Raw genomic sequence first — 12,469 nt, forward strand, 5'->3', positions numbered from 1 at the left:
CGTAATCTTGTCATACAATCTATTGACAGGTCAAGTCCAGCATGTCTAACCTTGAGACAATCAGAACGGCAAAATCAATCTGAAGCCAGGCGACAGGAACGAGACAGCCGTCCTGCCCACCTTAACGGAGAGATGCATGACTCGTCCCGAATTTAGCGGTGAACAATTCCAGAAAGGGCTGAAGGTCAGACGTGAAGTGCTTGGCGATGGCTATGTAGCGCCTTCGCTGGCCAGTGCAGACGATCTGACCGCGCCATTGCAGAAGTTGGTCACGGAATGGTGCTGGGGTGAAATCTGGACCCGTCCGGGACTGGAACGCAAGACCCGCAGCTTTCTCAATCTCGCAATGCTAACTGCACTGAACCGTCCACATGAAGTGAAAATACATGTCCGTGGCGCTCTGAACAACGGCGTTACGGAAGAAGAGATCGTTGAAGTTATTCTTCAGGCAGCGATCTATTGTGGCGTGCCAGCAGCCCTCGATTCTATGCGCGTTGCGACGGAGGTTATCCGTCAGATGCGCGACGAGAAGGCCGCAAGTGCCTGATCCTGATACCGGAAACGCTCAATAAAAACGGGGAACACCCGCGATTCCAATTGCAATAGGAGGCCCATGTGACACAGGGAACAGCAGCAAAGATCGCAACTCAGCCACATCGGTTGAAGACCGGCGAAGAGTATAAAGAGTCGCTCAAGGACAACCGCCAGATTTGGGTTGGCGGACAGAAACTGAATTCCGTTTATGACGAACCAGCGCTCGCGAAAGGTATCGAACTTCTCGCATCGATGTTCGACGATCAGTTCACTGAGGAACATGCAGACGCCACCACCTATTATGATGAGAAGGCAGGCGCAGTTCTGAGCCGTTCATGGCAGATTCCACGCACCAAAGAAGATCTCGCTGCGCGCCGCCGAATGATCGAGTACACCTCGCTCAAGACCGCTGGCACCTTTGGACGCCCACCGGATCTGGCTCCATCGATTGTTGTTGGTCTTTATGCCTATTTGCCGACATTCAAGAAGAAGAAGTCGCTTATTGAAGGTATTGACCCGGACTTCGCAGAAAACATTGAGCGCTATATGGAATATGGTCAGAACAACAATCTGACCGCTTCGGAAAGCCTTGCAGGGCCACAGGCTGATCGCTCTTCGCCAAAGGCTTCGGAAGCTTCGCTGCTCAAGGCCCGCAAGGTCACCAAAGACGGCGTTTATATTTATGGCGCGAAAACTGTAGGCTCAATTGCCGCACAAGCAAACGATATTTTCTTTACCAATCTCGGTGGCATTCAGGAAACGGCTTTGTCGCAAATTTTTTGCCCGGTTAAAGACGGCCATATCTGTGGACGCAATTATGCTGCGAGCTGTGCGAAGACCTTGAATGGCGAGCGGTTGTTGTTGGCGAATTGCTTCTTGCGGATCATATGCGCCACTTCGATGCCAGCAATTGTCGCTGAAGCTGAATGGAATGCTTTGAAGCCTAATGTGTGTTTAGTGATCCGCTTAATGAACCGATGGTCCTGTTCAAGGATGTTGTTCAAATATTTGGCCTGCAGGATTTCAATCATCTTACCTGTGCCCGTGATTTTCAGGATCGTGTTGATAGCCTGTGCGCCAGCTAAATTCGCCCCGCTCTTATCAATGACGATTTTGTTAGGAACACCATTGCTTGCAATGGCTTTCCTAAAGAAACGCCTTGCTGTGCCGATATTTCGGCGCTCAGAGAGCATGAAGTCAAGAGTTTGGCCATCACGATCTACGGCTCTATACAGATAGGTCCAGTTCCCTTTGACCTTTATATAAGTCTCGTCAACACGCCATGAGCCAGATGTTGGTCGCTTACGTTTCTGTGCCTGATCTGCAATCTGTGGCGCATATCGAACGACCCAACGGTTTAAGGTTGCATGATCAACATCGACGCCTCGTTCGGCCATAATTTCCTGAAGGTCACGATAGGAGGCAGGGTAACGAAGGTAGAAGAATACGGCATAAAGAATGACGCTTTTGGGGAAATGAGCCCCTTTGAAATCGACAGCCATTCGCTCGCATCTCGTTCAAATAAACATAACGGACGCATTTAACTCAACAGAAGTGAAAATTTTGCGACAAAGCCCATCCTTGAACAGGACCATCGGTTCATTAAGCGGATCACTAAACACACATTAGGCTTCAAAGCATTCCATTCAGCTTCAGCGACAATTGCTGGCATCGAAGTGGCGCATATGATCCGCAAGAAGCAATTCGCCAACAACAACCGCTCGCCATTCGAGGTCTTCGCACAGCTCGCAGCATAATTGCGTCCACAGATATGGCCGTCTTTAACCGGGCAAAAAATTTGCGACAAAGCCCCTGAGTTTGGGTTTTTCACGCGATAGCTGCCGCCGTTTTCCAAGTGTCGAATGCTTCGAGGGGTATTGTCACGTTAACTGATCTGCAGTTGCCTGCCTGACGTGTTGGGCTTAAATTTTGGTGATGCAGACATCAGATATGAGTTTCAAGCGTCACCGTTTTTCTCCGCAGATAGTTTCTCACGCGGTGTGGCTTTATCTGCGGTTCAACCTGAGCCTGCGAAGTTGAGGAAATCCTGCTTGAGCGTGGGATTGACGTTTCCTATGAGACGGTTCGTCGTTGGATCGCTAAGTTCGGCCCCCAGATCGCCCGCAATCTGCGGCGACGTTTGGTATCTGGACGAAGTCGTTGTGAAATGCGCTGGAGAGAAATTCTGGCTCTGGCGTGCGGTGGATCAACATGGCATCGTTCTCGAAGAAATCTTACAGAAGCGGCGTGACAGAAGGGCGGCAAAGCGCATGCTCGTGGCGTTAATGAAACGCTATGGCTTTGCTCCCAAACGGATCAACACCGATAAGCTGCGCTCCTACGGGGCAGCAAAAGCGGACGTGGCGCCCGGCCTCGAACATTGGTCGCACAAGGGCCTCAATAACCGAGCCGAAAACAGCCATCTGCCGTTTCGAAAACGGGAGCGAACCATGCAAGGTCATCGGTCACCTGGAGCGTTGCAACGGTTCGTCTCCATGCACTCAGCGACCCGCAATTGTTTTTCTGTTCCATCTCGTCGCCGCACCGCACAGACAATTCGCTACCATTGCCTCGAAGCATTCGACACTTGGAAAACGGCGGCAGCTATCGCGTGAAAAACCCAAACTCAGGTACCTTCTCGAAAGCACAAAGTTAACGTGACAATACCATTTTAAGAAGAAGAGAACTGTTTTCGACAAAGATAAAATTATGCCATGCTTAGACCGTATCGCGTGAATACTACAGCCCGCCTGACAATTATATTGAGTTTTACATAGCCATAACTTAGAGGTAACGATGCCTTTTTTGGAGGCACCGTTACTTGTGCAATCTATCAGGCTTCGGGTGAATAGCCAAATGTCACGGCAGGATTTTCAGCAGTCTCCACCCAAATGCTTTTTGCTTGAGTGTAAGCCATCAGCCCATCTTTGCCGCTCGAGCGGCCATAGCCGCTGCGCCCAAAACCGCCGAATGGAGACATGACCGAAATTGTCTTGTAGCCATTAATCCAGAAGGTGCCAGCCCGTACGTTAGCAGCAACGCGGTGCGCACGCGCAACATTTTCTGTCCAAACAGCGCCTGCAAGGCCATAGGGATTATCATTAGCAAGAGCTACTGCTTCTGCTTCATCATCAAACGGCATAACCGCAACCACTGGGCCAAAGACTTCTTCCCTTGCGATATTCATGGCAGGATTGACCTGGTCGAGAATTGTCGGCGCATAATAATAGCCACCAGTTTCTTCAAGAAATTCCGGTTTTTTTCCGCCCGTCGCTAGCACTGCGCCATCCGCGATGCCATCCTGTACCATCTGATCAATCTTTGACCATTGCCGCGCATTGTTGATTGGCCCTATATGAGAATTATCGTCGTAAGGATTTCCTACTACAATGCGGTTCGCAGCATCGGCGTAACGTTCAACAAACTCTTGGTGAATTGAACGATGAACCAGCAATCGTGAACCAGAAACACAACTCTGGCCAGCTCCGCTAAAAATGGCCGATTGAGCACCAATAATTGCACGGTCAATATTGGTGTCTGGAAACACGATATTTCCCGACTTGCCACCGAGTTCAAGGATACAAGGCACAACATTCTTGGCTGCGGTGGCTGCAATATCGGAACCAGCCTTAGCCGACCCTACAAAGACGACAAGTCCAGTAAGCGGATGTGAAACTAAAGCTTGTCCAGCAGTAAGCCCCTGACCCGCGATAACATTGACAAGTCCGCGTGGCGCGCCACCCTGCTCGCACATCAATCCAAGGATCAACGTTGAAAGAGGCGTCAATTCTGATGGCTTGATAACGACTGCGTTACCTGCACAGATTGCCGGGGCAATCTGCCACCCGCCTGTAAACAAAGGCGCATTCCATGGAGTGATCTGCGCTACGACACCAATTGGCTCATGTCGCGTGTAATTGAGGTGACTGCTCGGCACAGGAATGACATCACCATAGAGCTTGTCACACCAACCCGCATAATATTCAAACATCTCAGCCACGCGAACGGCTTCGCCACGAATATCGCGAATAGGTCTTCCAGCCGAGCGGCTCTCAATTTCTGCTATGAGCGAAGCATTTTCACGAATTCGCCTAGCAATTTCATTCATCACGCGTCCACGTGCAGAAGCTGTCAGCCCCATCCATTCCTTTTGAGCGCAAGACGCACTATACATCGCCGCATCTATCACGGATTGATCTGCATCCTTGAACGAAGCAAAGACTTTACCGGTCGCTGGATCCGTCAGGTTCTGCTCAGAACCACGACCGATAAGAATCTCACCATTCACGAAACTGCCGATTTCGCCGTTCGAGAAAAAGTGTTGGAATATTTCAGCAATACGTGCGGACTGTGCGTTTGTTTCGATTATTTGCGTCATGTTATGGCTCATTATTTAGATGAATTGGGTTGAAAAGCGCCCATCTGGGTGAAGTCATCATTATCGTTGAGATGCGCTGCATCGGCCCAAAGCTTTGCAACAACAGACGTAAGAGGATTGTCTGCACCTGTACGTTGCGCCATTTCCTGCGCCAAACGCACATCTTTGCGCATCAGCCCCATCGAAAAACCGCTGTCAAAACGGTCGTTCATAATCCAAGTTGGAAAATGAACTTCACTGATCATCGATTTTCCGGAAGCTGCATTCAATACACGCAATGTTGCCTCTGGGCTTATCCCAGCGGCCAGCGCAAGCTTCAGGGCCTCACTTGTTGTAATCATATGAGCTGCGGCCAAAAGATTATTGACAAGCTTTGCCACGTTACCGGCACCGCTCGGCCCTACATGCAATACTTTTGCGGCCATGGCTTCAATGACAGGCTGCGCGAGTGCAAGATCAGTGTCACTTCCGCCGATCATCATCGTCAGCTTGCCGGAAGCCGCTCCTGCAGGGCCACCACTTACTGGCGCATCAAGGAATCCGTGTCCAAGTGTGTTAAGCTTCTGCGCCAATGCTCTGCTAACATCTGGCTCTGAGGTGGATGTATCGATGATAACGACACGCCGACGATCTTTACCGAAGTGGTCCATATGTGCATTCACGACAGCTTCCACATCGCGTGCAGTTGGAAGAGAAAAAACTAGAAACTCCGCCTTTTCAAAGATGATATCGAGGCTGTCCACTGGTGTTACATTTACACTCTCAGCCAGTTCCTTGCGTTCTGCCGACAAATCAAAACCAAACGTAGGGAAACCTTTGGTAGCAAGCGTCTTCGCCATGCCAAGCCCCATACTACCAAGGCCAACAACGCCAATTATTGGCTTATCCTGTTGTGACATTCCCACTCTCCATTTTTCACGCGTGACCTTAAGGCTCACCACATTTCGAATGAAGAAAAGCTGGCACCAAACCGGCCAAGCGCATAGCCGTCTAGGAAACAACGCAGTGTCCCACGCCATGCAACAGTATTTTGTATATCTACTTGAAGGCAGCCATATTGTTGGCGAGAAAACCGCTCAGCCTTTCGACTGAAAGCGGCAATCTACGACGCGCGCGCACCATGAGATGTGCACTTGCCTCAGCGAGTAACGGATCTGACAGTTCCCGAATTGCAACCGCATTGCGCACCAGCTCTGTTGAGACAGCGAACCGTGGTAAAAATGATATGCCAAGACCCGCTATCACAAAACGTCGCAAAACATCAATTGATGTTGTTTCCACCAACGGCGCGATAGCAAATCCACCATCCGCAGCAACACGCGTGACAAGCTGTGTGATCCCATGTCCGGGCCGCAACAAAGCATTTGGAAGGCCTGCACAGTCAGCCAACTCAAGTTGGCTTTTCTTAAGCAATGGATGCTCTGGAGGCGTAATAACACAGAGCGATTGTTTCGAGATCGCCAGAGAACGAACACGTGCATCCATCAATGGATTATAAGCAATCCCAATATCTGCATCACCATTTGCTATGCCGTCCAAAACGCTTTGAGTTCCTCCAAGCTGTAAGTCATATTGAATATCTGGATAAATTCTGACAAAAGCCCCAAGACCATATTGCAAAACATCGGCGAGAAACCCTTCGCCGCATAAAATTCGAACACGTCTTTGCTGAACACCTTTTAGAAATCCAAGTTGCTCTGTGAGCAGACTGTGCTCCTCAAGAACACGTTTGCTATGTTCAAGAACCAGCTCACCAGCCTCAGTCAACGTCATGCCGCGCGCATTCCGTTCGAACAGAGATAAACCTATATTGCGTTCTGTTTCAGCAATCTGTCGACTAACAACGGACGGTGCAACATTCGCATGCTCGGCAGCGGCACGGATCGAACCAAACCGGACCACTGCCATAAACAAGCGCAATTCTTTAGCGTCGAGAGTATCCATGACCCTTTGTTGCCGAGAAGCCACCTTTAATCAATGTCCGTTGCAAAACTTGCAACGTCCAATTAAGCAACAGCTAGTTCGCTCTGCACAAGCTTAATCCAGAAGTTCGCTCCTATCGGCAAAAGAGCATCATTGAAGTCGTAGTAAGGCGAATGAAGCCCCGGGTTGGCACCATCCCGCTTGCTGCCTAGCCAAAAGTAACACCCTGGCTTTTCCTGTAGCATGAATGCAAAATCTTCTGCCGCCATACTTGGGGCGACATCCAAAACCTTGAGGCCAAGATCGGTTGATTCCGCAAGCTCACGAACTTTACGTGCGTTCTCCGCTGTATTGATCGTTGCCGGATATCTTGCTTCATAACTAACGTGTGCCGTACAACCGAACCCTTCTGCGATCGATGAAGATAAAGCCTGCATACGGTGGGCGATTATCTCGCCAACCTCAGGCAAAAACCAACGGGTTGTACCGCGAATAACCATTGTTTCTGGTATAACATTCCATGCATCACCGCCATGCATTTGCGTGACTGAAACAACTGCAGATTCCAACGGCGATACATTGCGGCTTGCGATTGTCTGAAGAGCTGTAACTAGTTGCGACGCGGCAACTACTGGATCTGCACCTTCATGCGGCATGGCACCATGAGCCCCTTTACCTGTCAGCTCAATCTCAAATGTACCAAAAGCCGCCATCATCGCGTCATCCCGCGCGACACATGTGCCTAACTCAAGCGCAGGCCAGTTATGCAGCCCATAAACCGCGTCCATCGCAAAGTCTTTGAAAAGGCCGTCCTTTACCATGTCGCGACCGCCACCCTCATTTTCCTCAGCTGGCTGAAAAATGAAATGCACCGTTCCATCAAAATCAAGTTTGCTGATCGCTTTCGCTGCTGCAAGAGCCATTGTCACATGCCCATCATGACCGCAGGCATGCATTTTTCCTGATATCTCGGACGCATAAGCGACACCGCTCTTTTCAACGATAGGCAACGCATCCATATCTGCACGAATGCCGATTGAACGGCTCGATGTTCCGCGGCTTAAACTACCGACTACGCCTGTTTTTGCGTACCCCTTCGCAATATCATAACCCCATGAGCGTAGTTTCTCCGCTATGAGCGTCGCAGTCCGATTTTCCTCAAAAGCGAGTTCTGGATGACTATGTAAATCATGCCTCCACGCCGTTGCTTCAGCTATATCCGCTTCGTTAAGAAAAATAGACATGTTTGAACCCTCACGATAGATTTGGTAAAGCCAATATTGCCTCACCAAAAAATAACTTAGCCCGTGATGCGCAGCGTAAGGTCGGCAACAACCACTGATCCAAGATATGTGCCAATCATCACGCATATAGCCACAATGACGATCTTCCAGCCCGAGCGGCGGGCAATCTCAAACTCATTGCGTGTGAGCGCCAAGCCGCCATAGGCAAGTGCCGGTGTTGCCAGTGCAAGAAAGTTCAAATCGCCTACTTTGGCCAGAACAAATTCCGATATTGGAACGCCAGGAATTGTAATGACAATAGCAATAAACGAAACCCATGCGACACTTGGAAGGTAAAAAGGCATATAGCGCGCCATAATCAAACCACCGAGAGACGCACAATAGAGAACTGCCATCCCAGGCAAAGCTTGCACAGGTGTAACACCCGTTCCCACCCAGTTAGAAACCAGACCAAGGAAGCAGGCAATTATGAGGAGTAGCGCATTCTCAACAACATCGATCTTGCGTTCATCCGTGCTCTCGACGGACAAAGTAAGATTATCGACGGATTTTTTCACTGATTTTGAAGTCATCTGCCCTGCCCCTCACCTTATTTCGCGTCAAGATATTCATCTGGACGGCACTTTTTAAAAAGCCATTCTGTAAGTGGCAGAGCCACGAACAAACCGACATAAAGCCCAGTCGCATAAGTCAGAATATTGCTGGCTGCGGCGAGAGCAAGAATGAGGTCTTGTTGGTCTGGCAAAATGCTGACCAAACCACCAGTACAAGCGGCAAGCATGCTACCGGAGCCAACACCACACGACATAGCCAAGGCGCGCACATCGAATACACCAAGGCTATGGACCAAGGGCGGCATGATGGCGAAAACGAAAGTGCCAATAAGTGTTCCGGTAGCATAAACGCCCATGACACCTGCGCCTTCGGGGCTATCGAGACCATATTTATCGGCGATCAGCGCGAGATTAGGCTCGCGGTCAATCGAATAGGTTGCGCCAATTGTCTCACGTCCCATCTTTAAAAGAAAAACAGCAACAGGGAAGGCAACTGCAATCGTTCCAAGATTGCCTATCTCTTGCAAAATGAGAGCGGGACCAGCAGCAATGATATTATCGATCTGTGGTCCTACAGTGGTGCCAAATTTTGCAATAAACGGCATAATTGCAATGGTGATCATTGTTCCGGAAAGCTTTACCGAATCTGACTTCAGCACTTTTCCTGCCGCTTTCAGGATATGCGGGTTCAGAATGATACCCATCGCAAATGCGTAAAGCATCGGCAGAAATATTACAGAGCCAATGCCTATGGGTATTTTACGAACACCAATCAATTCGGCGATACAGATGATAACCAGAACGAACGCGTGCAACCAAATATGGTGCATCGCGAAGACTTTATTCCCCTTCACGCGGGACTCCTTGATTTTATTTTACCGCTGCTCATCAGTATGATCAGTTTGAAAATGAGGTCCAGCCTGACATCCAGGAACGGAGTGTTGCTTGGCCAGCAACAGAAGGAGAAACGTTTTATCAGTGACGTGGCGGACATGCGCCTGATTAGCTCCTCCTTCTTGAATAGTCTACTGGCCGTTCAGTGGAAGATTCACGGTAGACCTACATATAAACAATTTCCGATACCGAACCACTCGCATTCAGCTCAAGGGCAAGTTCAATCACCAGAGCGTTGATAAGGGGAATCTTGGGATGGAGGTTTAGCAGGCTAAATTGCGTAATCCTTAAACCTCAACCCGCCACGTCTCAAAACGGCAGTAGGTTGAGGTGATAAACTCCCTCGTGATTTTGACTCAGATCTTTCAGGTCCTTTCGCCGACAGCTTTTATCGATAACCCGACTCCAAAATCGTAGAGCCTTGGTCTACTCGAAGAACTTCAAGCCGACATGGTAAGCACATTCGTTATTGCATACGCCACGATAGAGAATGGAAAACGACGATTTTATACATCTGATCTCGTTGTTTCACGTCACAGATATAGACCAGTCACGATCACGAATAATCGATGTGAAAGCACCTGTTTCCAGTATATTGAGCGCGCCGTCGAAGGCGAACTTGCTAATAATTTGCCATCGATATTCTAGCCACCGGCAGAACGAGCGGTTTATTCTCACAACAACCCGATTTTCAGAGTTTGGTTTCATACGACGGTGCTTGCTGTCAATCGGCGAGCAACAAGTCCCTCAATAGTCGGATCGAAAACAGATCGCTGACCAAGAGTTGACATGACAACGGTCTTATCTTTTCGAATGATCCCCTATACCAATATAATTACATTAGAATTCCGGGAGTCGGACAGGGGTTGCCATGCAGCGGTTTCAGTTGGGGTCGGTTGATCTCAATCTTTTAAAGGTCATTTATGCGCTCGTCGTAAAAGGCAATATGACGACTGCAGGTGAATATATCGGTCTTTCTCAACCCGCCATGAGTCACGCCTTGAAGCGGGCACGCGCAATAACAGGCGATGAACTGTTCAAAAAAACTTCCGGTGGCTTTGTGATGACACGCTTCTGCACGGAAATCTTTCCAGCGGTGCGGCGTATTATCGAAGAAACGGAAGCTGTCATGCTCCAACGGCGGGCATTCGAACCCTCAACATCCCATCGCACTTTCAGAATTGGCATGAACGACTATTTCTCTGTCGTCCTGATGCCCCGCCTTCTGGAAAGTGTCCGCTCTGAGGCCGAACACTGCGTTCTGGAAGTCATCCATATGCCGCGCACCGGCTCAAACCAAAACAGGAACTTTCTTCCTGTTGTGCAGGAACATCTCGATGAGGGGGCAATCGATGTCGCCGTCATGACTGCAGACAACTTTCCGGCTCGGTATCGTTGTTCTTCACTTTTTACCGAGAGAAGAGTCTGCATCATGTCAGCAAACAATCCGGTAGCGAGAGATCCCTTGACACTCGATACCTTGCTTTCACTCGGACATGTTAAAGTGACGTCTTCGCCGGGTCGTCGCGGATGGATTGACGAGCGTCTTGACGCGTTAGGGCTACAGCGCCGCATCGTCGCGGTCGTTCCGCATTTTTCCGCAGCAGTCGCTATCGTTTCTCGCAGCGATCTCGTTGCCATGATGCCGGAGAGTGTTGCAAAGCTGTTCGAACATTCTCACGATTTACTATTGCTGGAATCGCCTTTCGCAGAGGAAAAACAATCCACCAGCATGATCTGGCTTGCCGAAAAGGAGCGTGATCCGGCAAGCCTCTGGTTGCGTGAGCAAATTTCCGCGTGCTTTACGGAAGATCTGCACTAACGACTGTGCATTATTTGCCGCTCACCTTTGCCGCAATAAACTGGTCGGCAACACTCAAGAACTGCTCCATCGTCACCGCAGGTAGCTCTTCCTTGAAGCTACCGTCATTGCGAGCAATGGCCAGTTCGTCAGGAATTGCGCGGCGGTTGACGAAAACCATATCCAACGCAGGCATGCCCAGAATGAACTGCCCGAAATGGCCCGCAGCCACGAAGGCTCCTTCCCATTCCGGGGTATCCTTGGTCACCACAGGAATCCACCACAGGTAGCTGTAGCCGGCAACACGGGATTTTTCGCTCTCATTCATTTTTTCGGCGGGAACCCGAATGCGTGTGCTTTCCGCAACCCAGTCCGCTGGGATGATTTGCTCGTCACCCCAGCGACCATTGCGCACCATCGACAGACCCAGTCGCGCCATATCCCTGCCCGACAGAAAGAAATGGTAGGCGAGATAGCGGGACGCGCCCTCATAGCCCATCATACGCTGACGCGACGGATCGAAATCCTGAAGGCCCATCGGACCTGCAAAATCCTCTTCGAAGGCTTTGAAGACACTGCGTCCAGTGAGTTGTTCAAAAGCCGCACCCAAAACGTTGAAGTCCCAGTTGTTGTAATGGAAATAGTCGCCTGGTTTTTTTGAGCCGCGCTCTGGTATGTTTTTCGTATTGCTACCGGGACTGCCGGGCTGATGATAGACACCCGAACTGCTGATCAACAGATCACGAAGGGTCGCTGTCTTCTCAATTGGAAGAAGGCCATGGTCTTCATCGATGTTCAAAACCGCCATCGTCAGATCGAGATCGATCTTCCCTTCCGCAACCGCTTTACCAAAGAGCATCGAAAGAATACTTTTTCTGGTCGACGCGAGATAGCTGACTTCCGATACGTCTCCGTAAGTGTAGAGCGATTTTCCGCCGGCGACTGCCATGAAAGATGTGGTCGACAGGCCGTCGAGCATGGTGTCCACTTTTTCTTTAACGGTGGTGGAGAGACCATAGTCTTCAGGAGTGGTGATCTTCGCCCATTCCCGAGCGGGAAATTCCTGACGAACCGCTTGTGGCTGGCGTTCCAGAGGCGCTGAAACAGACATGTTTTATCCTTTTGAAAGTGTCGATTGTGG

The 12,469-nt window shown here is 49.9% G+C and carries 10 protein-coding genes and 3 pseudogenes; 5 read left to right on the plus strand and 8 right to left on the minus strand.

Going from position 1 to position 12,469, the window contains the following annotated elements:
- The first annotated feature begins 136 nt into the window (after positions 1 to 136).
- Both H5024_RS20345 and H5024_RS20350 read left to right on the plus strand, forming a co-directional pair.
- Positions 137 to 547, plus strand: coding sequence for a carboxymuconolactone decarboxylase family protein (locus H5024_RS20345; protein WP_187549006.1), 411 nt, complete (start codon positions 137 to 139; stop codon positions 545 to 547).
- A gap of 68 nt (positions 548 to 615) precedes the next feature.
- Positions 616 to 1,266, plus strand: a pseudogene (locus tag H5024_RS20350) (4-hydroxyphenylacetate 3-hydroxylase N-terminal domain-containing protein); the annotation flags it as partial.
- An 83-nt stretch (positions 1,267 to 1,349) separates the two neighbouring features.
- Here H5024_RS20350 and H5024_RS20355 read toward each other — a convergent pair.
- Positions 1,350 to 2,036 carry an IS6 family transposase gene (locus H5024_RS20355; protein WP_187549135.1) on the minus strand — a complete coding sequence of 229 codons (687 nt, stop codon included), beginning with the start codon at positions 2,034 to 2,036 and terminating at the stop codon, positions 1,350 to 1,352.
- Positions 2,037 to 2,111: 75 nt separating this feature from the next.
- Here H5024_RS20355 and H5024_RS20360 point away from each other — a divergent pair.
- Together H5024_RS20360 and H5024_RS20365 are read left to right on the plus strand one after the other, a co-directional pair.
- A pseudogene (locus tag H5024_RS20360) lies at positions 2,112 to 2,291 on the plus strand (DDE-type integrase/transposase/recombinase); the annotation flags it as partial.
- A 178-nt stretch (positions 2,292 to 2,469) separates the two neighbouring features.
- A pseudogene (locus tag H5024_RS20365) lies at positions 2,470 to 3,149 on the plus strand (IS6 family transposase).
- A 218-nt stretch (positions 3,150 to 3,367) separates the two neighbouring features.
- On the opposite strand, the gene H5024_RS20370 reads toward H5024_RS20365, so the two are convergent.
- The 6 genes from H5024_RS20370 to H5024_RS20395 all read right to left on the minus strand — a co-directional run bounded on the left by H5024_RS20370 (position 3,368) and on the right by H5024_RS20395 (position 9,463).
- Entirely contained in the window at positions 3,368 to 4,912 is a 1,545-nt protein-coding gene (locus tag H5024_RS20370) for an aldehyde dehydrogenase family protein (RefSeq protein WP_187549007.1), read from the minus strand.
- 11 nt (positions 4,913 to 4,923) lie between these two features.
- Positions 4,924 to 5,811 carry an NAD(P)-dependent oxidoreductase gene (locus H5024_RS20375; RefSeq protein WP_187549008.1) on the minus strand — a complete coding sequence of 296 codons (888 nt, stop codon included), beginning with the start codon at positions 5,809 to 5,811 and terminating at the stop codon, positions 4,924 to 4,926.
- Between the two features lie 139 nt (positions 5,812 to 5,950).
- The gene (locus H5024_RS20380; RefSeq protein ID WP_187549009.1) at positions 5,951 to 6,856 is read right to left on the minus strand and encodes a LysR family transcriptional regulator; all 906 of its coding nucleotides are present in this window, start codon (positions 6,854 to 6,856) and stop codon (positions 5,951 to 5,953) included.
- Between the two features lie 62 nt (positions 6,857 to 6,918).
- Positions 6,919 to 8,079 carry a M20 aminoacylase family protein gene (locus H5024_RS20385; RefSeq protein ID WP_187549136.1) on the minus strand — a complete coding sequence of 387 codons (1,161 nt, stop codon included), beginning with the start codon at positions 8,077 to 8,079 and terminating at the stop codon, positions 6,919 to 6,921.
- A gap of 56 nt (positions 8,080 to 8,135) precedes the next feature.
- Entirely contained in the window at positions 8,136 to 8,651 is a 516-nt protein-coding gene (locus tag H5024_RS20390; RefSeq protein ID WP_187549010.1) for a hypothetical protein, read from the minus strand.
- A gap of 17 nt (positions 8,652 to 8,668) precedes the next feature.
- Positions 8,669 to 9,463, minus strand: coding sequence for a DUF3100 domain-containing protein (locus H5024_RS20395; RefSeq protein WP_187549137.1), 795 nt, complete (start codon positions 9,461 to 9,463; stop codon positions 8,669 to 8,671).
- Positions 9,464 to 10,398: 935 nt separating this feature from the next.
- Between H5024_RS20395 and H5024_RS20400 the strand changes: the two genes are divergently transcribed.
- Complete coding sequence (locus H5024_RS20400) at positions 10,399 to 11,349, plus strand: LysR family transcriptional regulator (RefSeq protein WP_187549011.1); 951 nt, start codon at positions 10,399 to 10,401, stop codon at positions 11,347 to 11,349.
- Positions 11,350 to 11,359: 10 nt separating this feature from the next.
- Here H5024_RS20400 and H5024_RS20405 read toward each other — a convergent pair whose 3' ends face one another.
- Positions 11,360 to 12,439 carry a serine hydrolase gene (locus H5024_RS20405; RefSeq protein ID WP_187549012.1) on the minus strand — a complete coding sequence of 360 codons (1,080 nt, stop codon included), beginning with the start codon at positions 12,437 to 12,439 and terminating at the stop codon, positions 11,360 to 11,362.
- Positions 12,440 to 12,469: the final 30 nt, after the last annotated feature.

The sequence above is a fragment of the Ochrobactrum sp. Marseille-Q0166 genome, from assembly GCF_014397025.1.
Lineage (GTDB): Bacteria > Pseudomonadota > Alphaproteobacteria > Rhizobiales > Rhizobiaceae > Brucella.